Here is a 19,661-nt window from a genome sequence, read left to right as displayed (position 1 = left end):
AATCCGACTGGAACAACTGAAAGCTTTGGAATGGTGACTTACATCGAGGCAGGGTCTGCGCCCTACAAGAATACCGGCGTTATCCGGCTCTACGGACCGGAAGGTTTCGAGGGCATGCGAAAAGCCTGCCAGGTGACCGCGCGTTGTCTGGACGAGCTCGTCTCGCGGGTGCAGCCGGGCGTCACCACCGACGAGATCGACCGGTTCGTCTTCGAGTTCGGCATGGACAATGGCGCGCTGCCGGCGACGCTCAACTATCGCGGCTACACGAAATCGTCGTGCACGTCGATCAACCACGTTGTCTGCCACGGCATCCCGAACGACAAGCCGCTGCGCGAAGGCGATATCGTCAACATCGACGTCACCTATGTCGTCGATGGCTGGCACGGCGATTCGAGCCGGATGTATCCGGTCGGCGAGATCAAGCGTGCCGCCGAGCGACTGCTCGACGTCACCCATGAAAGCCTGATGCGCGGCATTGCCGCCGTGCGCCCCGGCGCCCGCACTGGCGCCATTGGCGAAGCGATCCAGGTCTATGCCGAAGCGGAGCGCTGCTCCGTAGTGCGCGATTTCTGCGGCCACGGCGTCGGCAAGCTTTTCCACGATGCGCCGAACATCCTCCACTATGGCCGCGCCAATGAAGGCCCGGAGTTGCGCGAGGGCATGATCTTCACCATCGAGCCGATGATCAATCTCGGCCGCCCGCATGTGAAGGTGCTCTCGGACGGCTGGACCGCGGTCACCCGTGACCGGTCGCTGTCGGCGCAATACGAGCACACGGTCGGCGTCACCGCCGATGGCTGCGAGATCTTCACGCTTTCGCCGGCGGGCCTGTTCAAGCCCGGCGTCAGCACGATCACGCCGCATGACGAAACGTCCAATCTCCCCTGACGGCGATTTGGCGCCATCGGCGGACGAGAGGACGTTTTTTCCGCAGTTGCAGCTGGACGGGAAACCGGCGACGAAGAAGGCGCCGGAACCCGAGGCCCATTACCACGGTCATCGCGACCGGTTGCGGACGCGCTACCGGGAACAGGGCGACTCGGCGCTTGCAGATTACGAAATCCTGGAAATGCTGCTCTTTCGGCTGATCCCACGCAAGGATACCAAGCCGATCGCCAAGGCCCTGCTCGCCCGCTTCGGCACGCTCGCCGGTGTCTTCGGCGCCCCGATCGCGCTGTTGCAGGAAGTGAGCGGTATCGGCGAAGCGGTTGCCCTCGACCTCAAGCTGATCTCCACGATCGGTCACCGAACACTCAAGAGCGAACTTCGCCAGAAGCAGCTTCTCTCGTCCTGGAGCGCCGTTATCGACTATTGCCACGCGGCGATGGCCTACGAGACGAAGGAACAGTTCCGCATCCTGTTCCTCGACAAGCGCAACACGCTGATTGCCGACGAAGTGCAGCAGAAGGGCACGATCGACCACACGCCGGTCTACCCGCGTGAAGTGGTCAAACGGGCACTCGAACTTTCTGCAACGGCGATCATCCTCGTGCATAATCATCCATCCGGCGATCCGACCCCGTCGCGCGCCGATATCGATATGACCAAGCTGATCGTCGAGACGGCCAAGCCGCTCGGCATTGCGGTGCACGATCACATCATCATCGGCAAGGATGGACACGTTAGCCTGAAGGGCCTGCGACTGTTCTGATCACGCCGGCACCCAGCCGTTTCGCACGGCGGAGGCACCAGCCCGGTAGTGGCGCCACGCTGCCGCAAACAGTGGCGAAAGCGGTCACCCCGAAAGGCCGGATTCGACAGACTCCGTCCCCGCCGAGCGAGAAGCCTCGACGACCATGTGCACAAACTGCAGTTTCGCCACTGACGGTTTCGACATCACGAAGGGGTAGAAGTCCGGCTGGCCCATGCTGCGCGCCAGTTCGTTGAGCACCATCGTCATTTCAATCCAGGAATTCAACAGCGACAGAAACCCGTCGGCGCCGGTGTCTTCGGGCGCATACAAGGCGTCGCGCTCAAACGGCTCGATAATCGCTTCAAGATCTTCTGCATCGAGCCCAAACCCGAGCGCTGTGCCAAGGCTATCGATCATATGCAGGTAATGTGCCCAGGTTTCCGCCCAGTCTTCCCAGGGATGTGTGGAAGCATAGGCGCTGATGTATCGGTCGGCCCAGTCTACGGGAGGGCCGTTCTCATAGTTCGCCTTCAATGCCGCCGCATAGTCGGCGCGCTCATCTCCGAAAAGCGAACGAAAGGGCTCCAGCCAAGGGCCGTTGAGAACAAGCCTGTTCCAATAGTAGTGGCCGACCTCGTGTCGCAAGTGGCCGAGCAGCGTGCGATAGGGTTCATGCAGTTCGAGCCGCATCTTCTCCCGCTGAACAGAATCCGCTTCCTCGATGTTGACCGTAATCAAACCGTCGGCGTGCCCGGTCAGCACGCGCGGCCCGTTCTCCGGCGAACGCAGGAAATCGAACATCAGACCGTGCTTTTCGTCCTCGTCGACCTTTGACTTCACCGGCAAGCCGAGCGACAGCAGCTGCGAAACGAGTCGTCGCTTCGCAGCTTCGATCAGCCCCCAGTGACGGGCATTGTCCTCGCAATCGAGATTCGGAATGGTCCTGTTCAGCCGGCAGGCGATGCAAAGGCACCTCGGCTCGCTCGCGATCAGCATCCAGTTGCACAACGCGGCAGTGTCACGATTGCTGCAATACTTCAGCAACGGCCGCCCGCCACCCGCGTCCCACGTGTCCGGCTGCGGGCCCGGTTCAAGCGGCATCAGCACGTCTTCACCCGGCAGATATCCGAGCGGCGCCTGGCAGCTGTTGCAAAGGGTATTGCCGAAGAAGATGTGACTGCCACAGCGGCAGACATAGGTGCGCGAATTCCGCTTGGCCGCGTCGCGGCGCTTCCAGTTCGTACCGATCAGGTCCCCAAGCGTTTCCAGAAGGCTTGCCACGACGTCCTCCAAGTTCGGAACTGGCAAAGTCGGCCTGATTGGCGCTCGGGCCTAAAGCCATTTCGCGCGGCGGAAGAAGCGGTAGAGCGTGCCGCACAGTCCGATGATGACAGCCAGCACGACGAAGTAGCCATAGCGGAACTTGAGCTCCGGCATGTCGTCGAAGTTCATGCCGTAAATGCCGGCGATCGCCGTCGGCACCGCTAGGATCGCGGCCCAGGACGCGAGCTTGCGCGAAATCTCCGTCTGCTCGGATTGCCCGACCATCAGGCTCGCCTCGAAGGTGAAGGCGAGCACTTCACGCAAAGCGTCGATATCCTCCTGAACGCGGCGCACGTGGTCGGTGACGTCACGGAAGAGCGGCTGCAGTGCTGCATCCATGCCCGGCAGATCAATGTGCTCATGCCGTCGACAGACGTCGACCAGCGGCACGACCGCGTTTCGCAGGCGCAAGAGATTGCGCCGCAGCAGATAGAGGCGTTCGATGTCGCCCTTGACCAACCGCTCGCGCAGCAGCCGGTCCTCCAGCTCCTCGACTTCCTCGTGGATCGCCTCGATCACCGGCATGTAGTTGTCGACGATGAAATCGAGGATCGAATAGAGGATGTAGTTCTCGCCATGGGCAAGGGCTGCCGGCGAAGATTCGCAGCGCTGGCGCACGGCCATGTAGGAGGTCGACGCACCGTGTCGGACCGAGATGACGTAACCGCGCCCGACGAACAGATGCGTCTCGCCGAAGGCGATCTCGTCGCCGACCATGTGCGCGGTGCGGGCTACGACAAAGATCGAATCGCCATAGATCTCCAGTTTCGGCCGTTGGTGCGCCTTGCAGGCGTCCTCGATCGCCAGGTCGTGCAAATCGAATTCCTGCTGGATCTGCCGCAACAGTTCGGCATCGGGCTCATGCAGGCCGATCCAGACCACCGCGCCCGGACGATCGCGCCACTTGCCTGCGTCTTCGATGCGGATATCGCGGACGCGCACGCCGTTCTCGTAAACCGCGGCCGCAACGACGCCGGCGCGCGGCTGTGAATGCGGGATGACGGCTTCACCGTCAGACTGTGGCAAAACCCTGTTCGTCAGCTCCAATCCCATCGTCAGCCTCCCAGGCAAATACGACACCGACGGGCTCCGGATGTCGTAACGGAACCAAGCATACGCGCACTCCCTTATATATTCTCATCCGGCTGTTTCGGCTATGAAAACCACTTCATCAAACCGTGCCATTGACGGTATAGAGGCTTGCGAGCGAGAGTTTTCGCAACGCACAACGATTCCACCTTCTAACGGAAACGCCTATGAACCAGTTCGATCTCATCGTTGTCGGAAGCGGACCTGCCGGCCGCCGCGGCGCCATCCAGGCGGCCAAGCTCGGCAAGAAGGTCCTCGTCATCGAACAGGGAAAACGCGTTGGCGGCGTTTCGGTTCACACCGGCACGATTCCCTCCAAGACGCTGCGCGAAACGGCGCTCAATCTTTCGGGCTGGCGCGAGCGCGGCTTTTACGGACGCTCCTATCGCGTCAAGCAGGAGATCAGCGCCGACGACCTGCGGCAGCGCCTGATCATCACCCTCAATCATGAGGTCGAGGTTCTCGAACACCAGTTTGCACGCAACCGCGTGCAGCAGATGCGCGGCAAGGCGAGCTTCGTCAATCCGACCACGCTGGAGGTCGTCAAGGACGACGGCGAGACCATGCTCGTGTCCGGCACCAGCATCATGCTTGCCGTCGGCACCAAGCCCTTCCGCCCGGATTACATGCCGTTCGACGGCAAGACCGTGCTCGACAGCGACGAACTGCTCGACATCGAGACCCTGCCGCGTTCACTGGTGGTGATCGGCGCCGGCGTCGTCGGCATCGAATACGCGACGATCTTCAGCGCGCTCGACACCCAGGTGACGGTAATCGACCCGAAGACAACGATGCTCGATTTCATCGACAAGGAAATCGTCGAAGACTTCATCTACCAGCTGCGCGACCGCAACATGAAACTGCACCTCGGGCAGAAGGCCGAAACGGTCGAGAGGCTAGACGATGGTAAGGTGCTGCTGACGCTCGACAACGGCCGCAAGATCACGACCGACATGGTGCTCTTTGCCGCGGGCCGCATGGGCGCGACCGATACGCTCAACCTTCCGGCCGCCGGACTTGAAGCCGACAGCCGCGGGCGCCTCAAGGTCAATCCCGAGACCTTCCAGACCTCCGTGCCCAACATCTATGCCGCCGGGGACGTCGTCGGCTTCCCGAGCCTCGCCTCGACTTCGATGGAACAGGGCCGCATCGCTGCGCGCGTCGCCATCGGCGCGATCGCGATGGAGCCGCAGAAGTACTTCCCCTACGGCATCTATGCCGTGCCTGAGATCTCCACCTGCGGCCTCTCGGAAGAAGAGGTCAAGGAACGCGGAATCCCCTACGAATGCGGCATCGCCCGCTTCCGCGAGACCTCGCGCGGCCACATCATGGGGCTCGATTCCGGCCTGTTGAAAATGATCTTCTCGCTGAAGACCCGCCGCCTGCTCGGCGTGCATATCATCGGCGAAGGCGCGACGGAGCTGGTGCATATCGGCCAGGCGGTGCTGAACCTCAAGGGCACGGTCGAGTACTTCGTCGAAAACACGTTCAACTACCCGACGCTGGCCGAAGCCTACAAGATTGCCGGCCTCGACGCCTGGAACCGCATGGGCGAGATCAAGCAGGAAGCACCGAAAGCGTAAGCTTCCAGCGACAGAGCTGACCGCCGTCGACGATGACGGCGGCGGCCAAACGCCCGAAGGGCACAGTTGGTGGCTCCGCGCTACGGCCGCCTGTCCCTCAATACCGGCATCTGAAATGCGCGGGACGCCGGCGAATCGGCTAGCTTCACCTCTCCCGATCAAGAGAGCCGAACACCATGCGCATCCTTTCGCTCAATGCCTGGGGCGGCAAGCTCCATTCGCCTTTGATGAGCTATCTCGCCGATGTCGACGCCGACGTCCTGTGCCTGCAGGAGGTCGCGCGATCACCGACGACCGAGGCCGAATGGCTGAGCTATCGCGATGCGGACGTGGAACTGCCGCAACGCGCCAACCTCTTCGACGAGATCGCCGCCTTACTTCCGGGGCATGACGGATTCTTCTGCCCGACGGCGCGAGGGACGCTCTTTGCCGGTGAAGCGCCCGTGGCATCGGAATTCGGCCTGGCTACCTTCGTTCGGCGGGGCTATTCCGTCATTGGCCAGGCACTCGGTTTCGTGCACGGCGGCTTTTCGCCCGACGGTTGGGGGCCGCATCCGCGTGCGCGCAACGCCCATTGCATCCGACTGTTCGATCACGACGCCGGCACACCCATCACGATCGCGCAGATGCACGGGCTGCGAGAGGTCGGCGGCAAGAACGACAGTCCGGAACGCGGCGCGCAGGCCGACGCGCTGGTGGGTCTCATCCACCAGGTCTGGCCCGGCGACGAACGGCTGGTCGTCTGCGGTGACTTCAACGTGCTCCCGGACAGCCAAACGTTTCAGACGCTCGGGCAGCTGGGCCTCGTCGACCTCGTCGTTTCCCGCGGCCACACGGACACGCGCACCTCGCACTATCGAAAGAGCGGCCGCTTTGCCGACTACATGCTGGCGAATGGCGCAGTCAGCGTCGCTCGCTTCGATGTCGTCGCAGCGCCCGAAGTCTCCGACCACCGCGCACTCCTCCTCAACATCGCTTAGCCAGTCGCGCGTTCGGCCGGGTCAAAAATCGGCTTCCGGTCATCGCTTCGACAGGACGATGGGTTTGTCGAGCCACAACGAAAAAGGCCCTGCCGCAAGCGGCAGGGCCTTTCGATTCCTAAGGCTTCGATCCGATTACTCGGCGCTGTCGTCAGCGGCCTTCTTCTTGGCCGGCGCCTTCTTCTTCGGAGCAGCAGCTTCTTCGCCTTCGGCGGCTTCAGCCTTGGCAGCGGCCTTCTTCTTAGCCGGAGCCTTCTTGGCAGCCTTGCCTTCGGTCTCTTCGTCGTCAGCCGTCAGCTCTTCCTTGGAAACCGTCTTGTCGGTTACCGAGATTTCGCCGAGCAGGTGGTCGACGACCTTTTCTTCGAACAGCGGAGCGCGCAGCGAAGCAGCGGCGCCCGGGGTGTTCTTGAAGTAGTCGAGGATCTGCTTTTCCTGGCCCGGGAACTGGCGCAGCTGTTCGAACAGCGAACGCTGCAGTTCGTCGTCGCTGACCTGGACGCCGGCCTTTTCGCCGATTTCCGAGAGAACCAGACCGAGGCGAACGCGGCGCTCGGCGAGCTTGCGGTACTCGGCGCGGGCTTCTTCTTCGGTGGTTTCTTCGTCAGCGAAGGTCTTGCCGGCCTGCTGCAGGTCGGTGTTGATCTGGCGCCAGATGTTTTCGAATTCGGCGTCAACCAGGCGCTGCGGCGTTTCGAACTGGTAGAGTTCGTCGAGCTGGTCGAGTATCTGACGCTTGACCTTCTGACGGGTCAGGTTGCCGTACTGGCTTTCGATCTGGCCGCGGACGATTTCCTTCAGCTTGTCAGCCGATTCGAGGCCGAGCTTGGTGGCCAGTTCGTCGTTGATTTCGATGTCCTGGGCGCCAGCCACGTCCTTGACGGTGATGTCGAAGGTGGCTTCCTTGCCAGCAAGGTTTGCAGCCGGGTATTCAGCCGGGAAAGTCACGGTGATGACCTTCTCGTCGCCAGCCTTCAGGCCAACGAGCTGTTCTTCGAAGCCCGGGATGAAGCGGTTGGAGCCGAGAACCAGCTCAGCGTCTTCGTCCTTGCCGCCGTCGAAGGCAACGCCGTCGACCTTGCCGAGGTAATCGATGGTGACGCGGTCGCCGTTGGCAGCCTTGCCCTTCTTCGATTCGTAGCTACGAGCGCTTTCGGCGATCTTGAGGATCTGCTCGTTGACTTCGTCTTCAGCGATCTCGACGACTTCGCGGGTCACCTTGATGCCGCTAACGTCCTTGAGCTCGATCGCCGGGATGATTTCGTAGGCAACGGTGAATTCGAGGTCGGCTTCAGCGTTGAGGATCTTGTCGGCTTCTGCCTCGTCCTCGGTCATCGCGATTTCCGGCTGGGTCGCCGACTTTTCGCCACGGCCCGAAAGAATCTCGGTCGGCTTGTCGCGGACGATCTCGTTGACGAGATCAGCCATGATCGACTTGCCGTAGATCTTCTTCAGATGCGCGGCCGGTACCTTGCCCGGACGGAAGCCGTTGATCTTCACACGGTCCTTCACTTCGGCCAGGCGCTCGTTCATACGAGCTTCCATGTCCTTGGCCGGGATAACGACCTTGAGTTCGCGCTTCAGCCCTTCAGCGAGCGTTTCGATAACCTGCATGTTCAAACCTTCATTTCACGTTGACTGTGCTCTTCCCCTTCGAAAGGTCTGGCGAGCACGTGAGCCGATCCATTTGCCGGGAGTGGCTTTACGCAGTTCTGCAACCGTTTTGCAAGCAAAATGGCACTCCAGCCCCCTTCATCCCTGCAGAATCCGGACTTCGGGCGCGATCGCTGTCTGGTGCGGGTAGAGAGACTTGAACTCCCACGCCTTGCGGCACCAGAACCTAAATCTGGCGTGTCTACCAATTTCACCATACCCGCGTTCAGACAATCGCACCGCCTGTTCGTATTCCCGCAAGTCCAACCAGCGGAATACCGCGGATACAAAGGGCATGCTGAAAAGTTCAGGGCTTTCCCGAGCGCGGCGTCTCTATATCACTCGTTCTCGCGGGATCAAAGGGAAAATGCGGGAATTTCACCACCGATCCGGCGGGGGACGGCGCAGCTTAATAGAGAGGCTCTTCATAGACCGGGCTGCCATTGACTGCGATCTCGCGGATCTGGGCCTTTCCCTTGGCGTCCACGCGGATATTGACGGAGAGCGCCTCGGCGTTGCGCGCCTCCTCCAGCGTCCGCCCCTCGCCTTCCGGCACATAGAAGCGCTCGATCCCGTATTCGACACTGACGGACGAGAGCCCGGACGAAGGATAGTAGATAAAGGGCAGCGAGCGAAGGACGACGCTGTCGCCGGCGGGGCCAAGCGGCTGGAAGGACGCTTCGGTCGCCGCCCAGAAACCGTCGAGCTGCTTTTCCAGCCGAACGTAGATCTGCGCCTCTTCCGACTGCTTCGGCGTATCGCCCTTGAACAGTTCCGGCTGGAGCCTGGAAATGTCGTAGCTCAGGATCACGTAGTCACCCCGAAGCAGATCACGGGGATCGACGGGCACGGTCTTCAACAGCACGTCACGGCCGCTTCTAAGGATCGACGCCCTGCTCTCGATCATGTAGCCAAGGGCCGCCGTCTGTACGCCCGCAACCAGCAGGGCCGCCAGCAATGGGTTCAGCCAACGGGTCTTTGCAGCTGTCATTGTGGCGCCTCCGTCCCGCGCGCATTTGCCAAGTGCCCCTCGATGCGGATGACGAGCCAGGCGATGCCGGCAACCACCAGCCCGGAAATCAGGAAGAAGCCCGAGGTGCCGAGCATCGAGCCAAGTGTCTCGAAGGCGAGATAGAGAAGCTCGCCGGCGAAGGCGACGTAGCCGAGATAGCGCACGGCGCCGTTCTGCGCCCCGGCAAGCGCAATGCCGAGGAGCGCCACGAGCAGCGTCCCTGCCCCGGTCGCGACCTCCGTCGTCACTCCGACGGCTTCATATTGGAGAGCGGTAAAACCAAGCAAGGCGAGCGCGAAGGAGTAGAAAGCGGGTGCCGAACCGGCATCGACCGCAAGCGCGCGAAGCGGCGAGCCGGGCAGCGTCGCCGCGAGAAAGGCGACGAGGCCGAACGCAGCGAGGCCACCGGCAAAGGCGAGCGATGCATTATCGAGATAAAGCCAGGCGAGCCACGACAGGACGAGCAGATAGGCGAGATGGCGAACCCTGTCGGCGGCCGTGAAGCGCACCAGCAGCACGACGATCACCGCGAGCGCCGGAACGGACCACATGCGCCAGTCCGGCGTGGCACTGAACCCATCGTCTTTCAGCACCGTTGCGAAATAGAACCAGGCGAGCCCGCCGGTAACCGCGGCCATGGCTGCGGAGCGAAATGCCACGGCAGAGAGCACGGCGCCAGCAAACCACAGCAGCGCGGCGTCGGCCGCATCGCCGGACAGATGATACATCTGCCCGATCAGGGCGATGCCACCGCCAAAGGCAGCCGCCCCCAGAACGAGCGCGGCAGCGGCGAGCGTCGGGCGCCCGGTGCGGATCAGCCAGGCGGCGGCAAAGTGAAAGCCCCAGACCAAGGCGACGATGCCGGCGACGCGGGCAAGACGGGGCAGCGCCTCCCAGTTGGCTGCGACAAGCAGCAGGATTGACGCGGACAACAGGAGCGCGGCGAGAATGAGCAGGACGCGCCCGGCCCGGAACGTCGACTCGCGACCGTCATATTCGGCAAGCATGGCGCGCGCCGCATTCTCCTGCAGTAGCCCCTTGTCGATCCAGTGCTTGAAGTCTCGTTCGAGACGCGCGCGGTACATCCTGCCCCCAGCCTAGAATCCGATGCTTGAATTGGTTCCGTTCAGTCCCCACCTAACCACGTATCGGCGCGGAAACACAATCGCCCTGCGGCAGTTGCGCACCAAACCGATAGGGACGAATGAACGGCTTGCGCAACGCGCATATCTTCCATGCGGATATTGCACTGCACAAATCGATTTAAAGGTCCTATATTCAAATCATCAAAGGCGAACGAAGGCATGAAGCCAGACGGTCGCCAGCGGAAATGGCCAACCGCCTCAGTTTACTGAGAAAGGCCCGGGTAAAACCGACGGAATTCGGATGAGCGCACTCCTCCTCCCAGCGCTCTTCCGATCAGATTGGCAACACTCCTCCTCCCAGTTGCCAATCACTCCTAATGACGCTCGCTGGACCTCCTCCCCCAGCGGGCGTTATTCTTTTTCAGCTCCCTCCTCCAATAGCCCTCTGCAAACAGGACTGCCTGCACATTTTTCGTGCACATTGGGCTGGTACGCGTCTCCAGCCATGCGAATTTCGCATAGGTGCCATTCAGCATCGGCGCTACACGTCCACCCGCCTGCATACTATATTCAACTCATCGATCGGGGCGGCGCACTCCTCCTCCCAGCGCCCCTCGATTTGGATCGGCGACACTCCTCCTCCCGGTTGCCGATCAGAACAAAGCGACGCTCGCTGGATCTCCTCCCCCAGCGGGCGTTGTTTGTTTCTGGCCCCTCACATTTCGGGCAGCTTCCAGCCACGACAAGTCGATTGCGCCGCGCGTTTTAGACGCCAGCCGCGAACGCTCCATCACGCAGAGGCTTGCACGGCCTGCATGGGTGCGATGCAGCATTGTCTCTGTAACTTCTGCTCAAAACGATTATATTCCAGAGCATCAGATGACGGCCAGCAAGAGAGATTAAGCGCTGGCACACGACCCTAGAAAGGATAGGATCATGAACCTCGCACGCTCTTTCAACAATTGGCGCAAGTATCGTCAGACCTGCAACGAACTCGGCCGCATGACCGACCGCGAACTGTCTGACCTCGGCATCGGCCGTGGCGACATCCCGTACGTTGCTCGCCAGGCGATCAAGTAATTCAGGCTGCGCCTTAAGCGCAACCGACCTCCAGTAGACGCCCTCCGGTTCATTCCGGGGGGCGTTTTCATTTGGCGCCGCCATTATGATCCAGGTGACGCGTTCGCACTTGCGAGAGACACCGGATGTTCCGCCATCTGCAACTGCCCATGCAACGGAACCGGGTTCACCGAGAGACGCTTCGTCGTCCCTCACCGTCAGCTCTTAAATACGTTTGAAAAACAGTCTCTTATCGGCAGGCAATTAAGATTTTAATCAATCCTTAATCGATGCCGCCTTTTGAAGCGGTGCCCATCTATGCGGCGATGCACTGCACAAATGCATAGCAGCTGCATTTTCTTTGCACTCCACCTTCTAATTAGACAAGCGTATAAGAACCTCAACGACGCAGACAGATGGCTGTCGCGACAACCTGATTTTGAGGAAAAGACCATGAACCCGATTCGTATCGCAAAAAGCTGGATCAACTACCGCCGCACCGTCAGCGAGCTCGGCAACCTGTCGAACCACGCTCTCAATGACATCGGCATCACCCGCTACGACATCCGCAACATTGCGGCCCGTTCCTTCCGTTAATCGGAACGAACGACCAGGACTTTCAAGACGGCGCCTTCAGGGCGCCGTTTTCGTTTATAGGCGTTGGAACGGAAGGCCGAGCCGTGATAGGAAGCCGGCCATGAGCAAAGACACTTCTTCCCATTCCCCCATCCACGTCATCGGCGGCGGTCTTGCCGGATCGGAAGCCGCCTGGCAGATCGCCGAAGCCGGCGTGCCGGTCGTCCTGCACGAGATGCGCGGCGTGCGCGGCACGGACGCCCACAAGACCGACGGCCTTGCCGAACTCGTCTGTTCCAATTCCTTCCGCTCGGATGACGCCACCAGCAACGCGGTCGGCGTTCTGCACGCGGAAATGCGCCTTGCCGGCTCGCTGATCATGAAATCGGCCGATGCCAACCAGGTGCCGGCCGGCGGTGCGCTCGCGGTCGATCGCGACGGCTTTTCCGACGCGGTCAGCGCGGCGATCGCCGCCCATCCGTTGATCACGGTGGTGCGCGAGGAAGTCACCGGCCTGCCGCCGAAAGATTGGGACCTCGCCGTCATCGCGACCGGCCCGCTGACAGCCCCTGGCCTTGCCGAGGCGATCCGCGCAGAAACCGGCGCCGATGCGCTCGCCTTCTTCGACGCCATCGCGCCGATCGTCTATACCGAGACGATCGACATGGATGTCTGCTGGTTCCAATCCCGCTATGACAAGGTCGGTCCCGGCGGCACGGGCAAGGACTACATCAACTGCCCGATGACCGAGGAGCAGTACAACGCCTTCGTCGATGCGCTGGTTTCCGGCGACAAGACCGGCTTCAAGGAGTGGGAAGGCACGCCCTACTTCGATGGCTGCCTGCCGATCGAAGTCATGGCCGAGCGTGGCCGCGAGACGCTACGCCACGGGCCGATGAAGCCGATGGGCCTCACCAATGCCCATAACCCCACCGTCAAGCCCTACGCCGTCGTACAGTTGCGCCAGGACAATGCGCTCGGCACGCTCTACAACATGGTCGGCTTCCAGACGAAGCTGAAATACGGCGCACAGGCCGAAGTCTTCCGCATGATCCCGGGCCTGGAGAACGCCGAATTCGCCCGTCTCGGCGGCCTGCATCGCAACACCTATATCAACTCGCCGACGCTGCTCGATGGAACGCTGACGCTGAAGTCGCGGCCCGGCCTGCGCTTTGCCGGACAGATCACCGGCTGTGAAGGCTATGTCGAAAGTGCGAGCATCGGCCTGCTCGCCGGCCGCTTCGCCGCCGCCGAGCGCAAGGGCGAGACTTTGGCCCCGCCGCCGGCGACCACCGCCTTCGGTGCGCTGCTCAATCACATCACCGGCGGGCATATCGTCTCCGACGATGAACCGGGCAAGCGCTCGTTCCAGCCGATGAACGTCAACTTCGGCCTGTTCCCGCCGCTCGATCCGGGCGCGATCGTCAAGCCGGAAGGCGTCAAGCGCTTCCGCGGCAAGGAAAAGGCGGTCGCCAAGAAGCAGGCGACGGCGTCGCGCGCACTCGCCGATTGCGCCGCCTGGCTCGGCAAGTCCGCCTGACAGACGGACTCGCATTAGTTCCACGACAAAAGGCCCGCTTGCAGCGATGCAAGCGGGCCTGTTCCTATAGCAGTGCGCGGAGAGAGCTTACTCGGTCGCCTGCGCCGTGTGCGGCGGCTCGGCGGCCGGCTGCTCGAACTCCGATTTCGGGCTGAAGCTGCCGAGCAGCCAGAGCGAAACCTCGGCGGCCTCGCCGGCACTCTGAAATTCGAAGTCGTTGTCGAGATAAGCAAAATCGGGGAAATGCACGATCAGGCCGCGGCCGGTCTCGGAGCTGTTGACCCTGACCTTTCCGGGCTGGATCACGTGGCAGACATAATGGGTGCCGTGCGACTGGATGAAGCCCGCCTTGCCGTCATGCAGCCGCAGAAAGATCGCCGTGCGATCCGCCGTCGAATGCAGCGCCCGGATCGCCTCATCAGGAAAGGCGCGACCGAATTCCACCATCGCGGAACCGGCATCGGGATTGTCCCAGTCCCGCTCGGCGCGGGCGTTCATCCACATGTAGAATGCGCCGACCAAGACGATAACGGCGATGAGCAATAACCAAAGCATCCGCGGGCGCTCCCCTTCGCTCGGCATGACGCCGATAAAGCGCTTCTATACGCTGCGAGGCTTGTGCCAATTTGTCGTCACGGCAAACACTCCCGCGCTAATGCCCGAGCAGACCGAACCTCTGGTCGATCGTCCGGACGTATCAGAAGCGACGGCGGCGCGCGGCACGCCACATCCACCATTGCCGCTGCCACTGGGCCGGGCGGATGGGCTTCTGCAGAAGCCCGGCACCCGCAGCCTCGGCGCGGTTAAGGATAGGCTCGACGAGCGCAAGCGGGATGAAGGCCGGGAAATTCGACGGCGCGATCGCTGCCATTTGCGCACGCGCCTTGGCGAGATGATCCCGCCCGAAGCCCGCGAAAGCCCGGATCGCCTGGCCGATCGCGGCGCTGTCTTCACCGGCGATCAGCGTTTCGCGATCGAGACCGGTGGCGCGCAGCAACTCCGCCGGCAGGTAGACCTGGCCACGGCGCAAATGCAGCGGCAGCAGCATGAGGAGGCCTGCGACCGTCTGCGCCACACCGCCGTGACCGGCGACTTCGGCCGATTTCGCGGCATTCTCTGGATCAAGCACCAGGGACGAGAGCTGGATCAGCGCCGAGGCGGTCTCGCCGGCATAGCCCTCGAGCGCCGAGCGGTCCTCCATCGGATCGTCGTAGAGATCGAAGATCCGTGCATCGATCATGTTCTCGAACACGGAGACCGGCAGGCGGTGCTTGCGAATGCAGCCAAGAAGCGCTTCAGCAAGCGGATGCCCTTCCCCGGTCGACGCGTCGTTGCCGATGAGGTCCCGCCACCATTGCATGCGGATCTCGCCCGGGATCGGCTCGTGCACGAGATCGCGGATACGCGCAATCTCCGCGTTGAAGGCATAGAGCGCGGCAAGGGCTGGCTGCTTGTCGGCAGGCGCAAGCAGGCAGGCGAGATACCGGTCGCGGTCCGTGTCCCTGAGGTCAGACAGGATCTGGGCGGAGTTATCGTGCACGTCGTCTTCCCCAGGTCCGATCAGACGGCGATCAGTGCGACGGCGACGGCGCGCGATTCGGCCAGCATCACATTGTAGGTGCGGACGGCGGCCCCGGTGCTCATGGGATCAGACGATATGTTGGCGGCGCGCAAAGCTGTCTTCACTTCGGCCGGCAGCGGGCGAATGTCCTTGCCGGTGCCGACCAGCAGCACCTCGATGTCCTTCGCCTCATCGATGACCTTGTAGAACTTCTCGACCGTCAGCGCATCGCCCTCGGCGACCTCCCATGCATAGACGCCCGAGGGCAGCATCAGGATCGAGCCACGATGCGACATGTCTGCGAAGCGAAAGCCACCATTGCCGTAGGCATCGATGGGCGCACGTCCCGGAAAGTGGGCTTCGCGAATTTCAATTCCCTTAGGCATTTCAAACAGCACCCTTTGCCGCGCCGGCGGCACCCGTATCCGCGCCGGAGGCGTTCTCGTCCCCCGGAATGTGGTCGGTCCGCTTCCTGAACAGGATGAGGATCGGCCCGGCGATATAAATGGACGAGATCGTTCCGACGATAACGCCAAACAGCATTGTAACACTGAAGGCGCGGATGAGGCCGCCACCGAAGAGATAAAGCGCAGTCAGGGCCAGAACCGTCGTCAGCGCCGTCAGGATCGTACGCGACAGCGTCTGGTTGATCGACGTATCGATCAGCACCGACAACGGCATGCGCTTGTAGCGCGCGAGGTTTTCGCGGATGCGATCGTAGATGACGACCGTGTCGTTCAGCGAGTAGCCGACGATCGTCAAAACCGCGGCAATGCTGCCGAGATTGAACTCGATGCCGGTCAGCACCAGGAAACCGATCGTCAGCAGCACGTCGTGCGTCGTGGCGATGATCGCGCCGACGGCGAAGCGCCATTCGAAACGCAGCCACACATAGAGCAGGATCGCCAGGAACGAAACGCCAAGCCCGATGGTGCCGGCACGCGTCAGTTCGCCCGACACGACGGGGCCGACCACCTCGACGCGGCGGAAATCATACTCGTCCGAAAGTTCCGAGCGGATGACGCCGGCGGCCGTCTGCTCGGCGTTGTCGCCCGCTTCCTGCGACGGCACCCGAACGAGAACGTCTTCGCCCGAGCCGAGCTGCTGCACCTGGACCTCACCGAAATTCAGCTCGTCGAGGCGCGCGCGAAGATCGGCGACATCGACCGGTCCGCCCTTGGAATGCAGCTCGATGATCGAGCCGCCCTTGAAGTCGACGCCGAGATTGAGCCCGATACCGGCAAGCAGCAGAACAGAGGCAAGCGACAGGGCCGCCATCAGGATGAAGACCGGGTTGCGGATCCGCATGAAGCGGATGTCCAGGTCGCTGAAGCGGCCAGTCCGAATACCCTTCGGCAGGCGCTCCGACTTCCAGTGGCGCAGCCAGCGCTTCACGATCAGGCGGGTCACCGTGTAGGCGGTGAAGAGCGTCGTCACGCTGCCGATCGCAAGCGTCACGGCAAAGCCACGCACCGATCCGGAGCCGAGATAGAAGAGAATTGCGCTCGCAATCAGCATCGTCAGGTTGGCGTCGAAGATGCTGCTGAACACGCGCGAAAAGGCGTCGTTGATCGTGCGCCGCAGAGGCTCGGCGCCGCGAACCTCTTCCCGCAGGCGCTCGTAGATCAGCACGTTCGAATCGACCGCGACGCCGATCGTCAGAATGATGCCGGCAATGCCCGGAAGGGTTAGCGTCGCGCCCGAGAGGGAAAGCGCCGCGATGATCAGGACAATGTTCAGGGCAAGCGCAATGACGGCAAAGACGCCGAAGACGCCGTAGAAGAAAATCATGGAAGCGGCGACCGCGACCGCAGCGACCAGGCCGGCCTTCAGGCCATCGGCAATGGCGTCGCCACCGACGCCGGGGCCGACCGTCCGCTCTTCGACAAAGGTCAGGGGCGTGGGAAGCGGTCCCGTGCGGACGAGAGCGGCAAGGTCGGTCGCACCTTCGGCCGGCAGGTCCGCGGAGATGCGCAAGGTATCGCCGTTGACCGCCTCCGACAGCTTGAGCGTCGCGATGACCTGTCCGTCCAGAACGATCGCTGCGTCCCTTGGCGGCTGCTGCGCCGCAAGGGCGGCAACGCGTTGCTGCGACGCGGCATCGATCTTGATGGCAACCGACGCGCTTTCGCCGGAAGCATCAGGTTCCGGCTGGGCCGCAACATAATTCGCCGCGGCAAGCAGCGGCGCCTTTTCGACGAGATAGGGCACCGGCGGGTCGTCGAAGGAATAGAGGACTTCCGTTCCGGACGGCGGCTGCCCCTCGACCGCCCGTTGCACGGGCACGGAGGTGTCGAGCATCCGCAGAGCCAGATTGGCCCTTTGGCTGAGCAGGTCCTTCAACCGCTGCGGATCACTGAGGCCGGGCACCTGCACGATCAGCCGGTCGTCGCCGCGACGCTGGATCAACGGATCGGTGGCGCCGACTTCGGCAACGCGGCGGCGCACGACATCGATGGACTGCGCCACGGCCAGCGAGAGCCGGTAGTCGATGCCTTCGTCCGTCAGGCGCAGGCGAACCAGCTCATCCGGTTCCGCACTGTCGAACACAACTTCGGAAATCGGCTCGGAGCCGAAGCCACCGATCTCGACAGGCGCCGTCAGCGGCTTCAGCCGCTCGCGAGCGGCTGAAAGTTGCGAGCGGTCGCGAACGCGGAAGGTGATCGACTGGCCTTCGCCGGAAAGGCCGATATAGGCGATGTCGGCATCGCGCAGGGATTTTCCGACCTCGTTGGCGACCGTCTCGAGCCGTTCGGCGACAATGTCGCTACGCGCGGCCCGCAACATGAAATGGGAGCCGCCCTGGAGATCGAGCCCAAGCGCCACCTGGCGGTGCGGCAGCCAAGCCGGAAGCTCGGCTGCCTCTTCCCGGGTCAAAACATTCGGCAGCGCAAAGGCGATGCCGGCAAGCGCCACCAACCAGACGAGGATACGTTTCAACGGCGGTAATCTGCGCATGCCTCAAACGCTCCAGTTGCTTGGCTGGTGGTGGCTGTTCCTGCCTTATTCCTTGACAGGCTCACCCTTGACGCGAACTTCCGACACGCCGCTGCGGACGACACGGATCTTCACGCCATCGGCGATTTCGACTTCGAGTTCGCTGTCGTCGACGACCTTGGTAACCTTGCCGACGATGCCGCCGCCGGTCACGACCTGGTCACCGCGACGGATGTTCTTCAGGAGCTCCTCGCGGCGCTTCATCTGAGCGCGCTGCGGACGGATGATCAGGAAATACATAACGACGAAAATCAGCAGGAACGGCAGGATGGACATGAGAATGTCCGCGCCGCCGGCGGAAGGGGCGCCGGCAGTCTGCGCAAAAGCTTCGGTAATGAACATCGATCACTCCTTGAGTTCAAATATCGGCGGTTCCTCCGCGCCAAATCGGCCGGAATATAGGGACGCCCGGCCGCTCTGCAAAGCCGCGGGCACCCGTACCCGTTCCTGTGCCTCTGACACAATTTACACAAGAGGAGAACCCCTCGCGCGGGCCTCGGTGACCTTTTCCAGCGTAAACCTGCGTGCTACCGGGTTTCTGGTGGGACCAGGCCGCGACGCGGTTACGGTAAACACCCGGGCCATGCCGCCTCGAATCAGGACGGTACGGCCAAACACCTGATTCAGCGAGTGGAGAGAGACATATGCCGGAAGCAAAGATCGACGTACTCATCAGGGAAATGCAGAAGCTTTCCGCGGCGATCGAGCGCATGGCAGGGCCGGCCGCCGCAGCCAACGACTGGGCCGCTGCCGAGTGCTTCGTCTGGGCACCGGCGACGCACCATCTGCAGCCGGTCGCCAAGCCGAACCGCATCGAACTGTCCCTGATCACCGGGGTCGACCACGTCCGCGACATCCTACTCGACAATACGCTTCGCTTTGCCGAGGGCTTCACGGCCAACAACGTGCTCCTCTGGGGCGCGCGCGGCATGGGCAAATCATCGCTGGTGAAATCGGTCCATGCGCAGGTTGCGCGCGACACCGGCGTTGCGGTGAAGCTCGTCGAGGTCCATCGCGAAGATATCGCCACCCTGCCGGCGCTGATGGACATTCTGAAGACCGCGCCGGTTCCGGTGATCGTCTTCTGCGACGACCTGTCCTTCGATCACGACGATACGTCCTACAAGTCGTTGAAGGCCGTGCTTGACGGCGGCGTCGAAGGGCGCCCTTCCAACGTGCTGCTCTATGCCACCTCGAACCGGCGGCACCTGCTGCCGCGGCACATGATGGAGAACGAACAGTCGACGGCCATCAATCCGTCGGAAGCGGTCGAAGAGAAGGTATCGCTGTCCGACCGTTTCGGTCTTTGGCTCGGCTTCCACAAATGCAGCCAGGACGACTATTTGGCGATGATCGACGGCTATGCCGAGCACTATGGCTTCAAGCGCGATCGCGAAACCCTGCATGCCGAGGCGCTGGAATGGGCAACGACCCGTGGCGCGAGATCCGGCCGCGTCGCCTGGCAGTTCATCCAGGATCTCGCCGGGCGCCTGCGCCACAGGATCGACGGGTAACCGGGCGCGTCGCGGGCGACGCACTCCACCGATATCGCGAAACAGAAGCGCCG

At 62.3% G+C, this 19,661-nt stretch carries 18 protein-coding genes and 1 tRNA gene; 8 read left to right on the top strand and 11 right to left on the bottom strand.

The window, feature by feature from the left end; all coding sequences use genetic code 11:
- The first annotated feature begins 30 nt into the window (after positions 1 to 30).
- Together map and radC are read left to right on the top strand one after the other, a co-directional pair.
- Entirely contained in the window at positions 31 to 891 is an 861-nt protein-coding gene (gene map, locus ACIQUG_RS02705) for a type I methionyl aminopeptidase (protein WP_402317132.1), read from the top strand.
- Positions 866 to 1,654: a DNA repair protein RadC gene (gene radC, locus ACIQUG_RS02700; RefSeq protein ID WP_402317129.1), complete on the top strand. Its 789-nt coding sequence runs from the start codon at positions 866 to 868 to the stop codon at positions 1,652 to 1,654. Before map ends, radC begins: the two co-directional genes overlap by 26 nt.
- 84 nt (positions 1,655 to 1,738) lie before the next feature.
- Here radC and ACIQUG_RS02695 read toward each other — a convergent pair whose 3' ends face one another.
- Entirely contained in the window at positions 1,739 to 2,917 is a 1,179-nt protein-coding gene (locus ACIQUG_RS02695; protein ID WP_402317126.1) for a putative zinc-binding metallopeptidase, read from the bottom strand.
- Positions 2,918 to 2,968: 51 nt separating this feature from the next.
- Positions 2,969 to 4,012: a magnesium and cobalt transport protein CorA gene (locus ACIQUG_RS02690; RefSeq protein WP_402317123.1), complete on the bottom strand. Its 1,044-nt coding sequence runs from the start codon at positions 4,010 to 4,012 to the stop codon at positions 2,969 to 2,971.
- 203 nt (positions 4,013 to 4,215) lie between these two features.
- Between ACIQUG_RS02690 and sthA the strand changes: the two genes are divergently transcribed.
- Both sthA and ACIQUG_RS02680 read left to right on the top strand, forming a co-directional pair.
- The gene (gene sthA / locus ACIQUG_RS02685) at positions 4,216 to 5,631 is read left to right on the top strand and encodes a Si-specific NAD(P)(+) transhydrogenase (protein ID WP_402317121.1); all 1,416 of its coding nucleotides are present in this window, start codon (positions 4,216 to 4,218) and stop codon (positions 5,629 to 5,631) included.
- A 176-nt stretch (positions 5,632 to 5,807) separates the two neighbouring features.
- Positions 5,808 to 6,611, top strand: a complete 804-nt coding sequence (locus ACIQUG_RS02680) for an endonuclease/exonuclease/phosphatase family protein (RefSeq protein ID WP_402317118.1) — start codon at positions 5,808 to 5,810, stop codon at positions 6,609 to 6,611.
- Between the two features lie 135 nt (positions 6,612 to 6,746).
- Here ACIQUG_RS02680 and tig read toward each other — a convergent pair whose 3' ends face one another.
- From tig to ACIQUG_RS02660, 4 genes are all read right to left on the bottom strand, one after another.
- Positions 6,747 to 8,225 carry a trigger factor gene (gene tig / locus ACIQUG_RS02675; RefSeq protein ID WP_402317105.1) on the bottom strand — a complete coding sequence of 493 codons (1,479 nt, stop codon included), beginning with the start codon at positions 8,223 to 8,225 and terminating at the stop codon, positions 6,747 to 6,749.
- Between the two features lie 178 nt (positions 8,226 to 8,403).
- Positions 8,404 to 8,488, bottom strand: a tRNA-Leu gene (locus ACIQUG_RS02670).
- Positions 8,489 to 8,673: 185 nt separating this feature from the next.
- Positions 8,674 to 9,255 carry a GDYXXLXY domain-containing protein gene (locus tag ACIQUG_RS02665; RefSeq protein WP_402317092.1) on the bottom strand — a complete coding sequence of 194 codons (582 nt, stop codon included), beginning with the start codon at positions 9,253 to 9,255 and terminating at the stop codon, positions 8,674 to 8,676.
- Positions 9,252 to 10,361, bottom strand: a complete 1,110-nt coding sequence (locus ACIQUG_RS02660; RefSeq protein ID WP_402317090.1) for a DUF2157 domain-containing protein — start codon at positions 10,359 to 10,361, stop codon at positions 9,252 to 9,254. Before ACIQUG_RS02660 ends, ACIQUG_RS02665 begins: the two co-directional genes overlap by 4 nt.
- Before the next feature lie 936 nt (positions 10,362 to 11,297).
- Here ACIQUG_RS02660 and ACIQUG_RS02655 point away from each other — a divergent pair.
- The 3 genes from ACIQUG_RS02655 to trmFO all read left to right on the top strand — a co-directional run bounded on the left by ACIQUG_RS02655 (position 11,298) and on the right by trmFO (position 13,536).
- Positions 11,298 to 11,441, top strand: a complete 144-nt coding sequence (locus ACIQUG_RS02655; protein ID WP_064816990.1) for a DUF1127 domain-containing protein — start codon at positions 11,298 to 11,300, stop codon at positions 11,439 to 11,441.
- Positions 11,442 to 11,873: 432 nt separating this feature from the next.
- Positions 11,874 to 12,017 carry a DUF1127 domain-containing protein gene (locus ACIQUG_RS02650; RefSeq protein ID WP_064816989.1) on the top strand — a complete coding sequence of 48 codons (144 nt, stop codon included), beginning with the start codon at positions 11,874 to 11,876 and terminating at the stop codon, positions 12,015 to 12,017.
- A gap of 100 nt (positions 12,018 to 12,117) precedes the next feature.
- The gene (trmFO, locus tag ACIQUG_RS02645; RefSeq protein ID WP_043611619.1) at positions 12,118 to 13,536 is read left to right on the top strand and encodes a methylenetetrahydrofolate--tRNA-(uracil(54)-C(5))-methyltransferase (FADH(2)-oxidizing) TrmFO; all 1,419 of its coding nucleotides are present in this window, start codon (positions 12,118 to 12,120) and stop codon (positions 13,534 to 13,536) included.
- Between the two features lie 87 nt (positions 13,537 to 13,623).
- On the opposite strand, the gene ACIQUG_RS02640 is transcribed toward trmFO, so the two are convergent.
- The 5 genes from ACIQUG_RS02640 to yajC all read right to left on the bottom strand — a co-directional run bounded on the left by ACIQUG_RS02640 (position 13,624) and on the right by yajC (position 18,436).
- Positions 13,624 to 14,091 (bottom strand): hypothetical protein, encoded by a 468-nt coding sequence (locus ACIQUG_RS02640; RefSeq protein WP_034796603.1) that lies wholly within the window; start codon positions 14,089 to 14,091, stop codon positions 13,624 to 13,626.
- Positions 14,092 to 14,233: 142 nt separating this feature from the next.
- Positions 14,234 to 15,076: a phytoene/squalene synthase family protein gene (locus ACIQUG_RS02635; protein ID WP_402317085.1), complete on the bottom strand. Its 843-nt coding sequence runs from the start codon at positions 15,074 to 15,076 to the stop codon at positions 14,234 to 14,236.
- A 20-nt stretch (positions 15,077 to 15,096) separates the two neighbouring features.
- Entirely contained in the window at positions 15,097 to 15,483 is a 387-nt protein-coding gene (locus ACIQUG_RS02630) for an Mth938-like domain-containing protein (protein WP_402317083.1), read from the bottom strand.
- A gap of 1 nt (position 15,484) precedes the next feature.
- Positions 15,485 to 18,055, bottom strand: coding sequence for a protein translocase subunit SecDF (secDF, locus tag ACIQUG_RS02625; RefSeq protein ID WP_402317080.1), 2,571 nt, complete (start codon positions 18,053 to 18,055; stop codon positions 15,485 to 15,487).
- A gap of 45 nt (positions 18,056 to 18,100) precedes the next feature.
- Positions 18,101 to 18,436 carry a preprotein translocase subunit YajC gene (gene yajC / locus ACIQUG_RS02620; protein ID WP_034796611.1) on the bottom strand — a complete coding sequence of 112 codons (336 nt, stop codon included), beginning with the start codon at positions 18,434 to 18,436 and terminating at the stop codon, positions 18,101 to 18,103.
- 302 nt (positions 18,437 to 18,738) lie between these two features.
- Here yajC and ACIQUG_RS02615 point away from each other — a divergent pair, with 302 nt between their 5' ends.
- Positions 18,739 to 19,608: an ATP-binding protein gene (locus tag ACIQUG_RS02615; protein WP_402317077.1), complete on the top strand. Its 870-nt coding sequence runs from the start codon at positions 18,739 to 18,741 to the stop codon at positions 19,606 to 19,608.
- Positions 19,609 to 19,661: the final 53 nt, after the last annotated feature.

Source organism: Ensifer sp. NPDC090286 (genome assembly GCF_044769565.1).
GTDB lineage: Bacteria > Pseudomonadota > Alphaproteobacteria > Rhizobiales > Rhizobiaceae > Ensifer.
The sequence above is the reverse complement of the archived record's forward strand: the minus strand, read 5'-3'. Positions and strand labels throughout refer to the sequence as shown.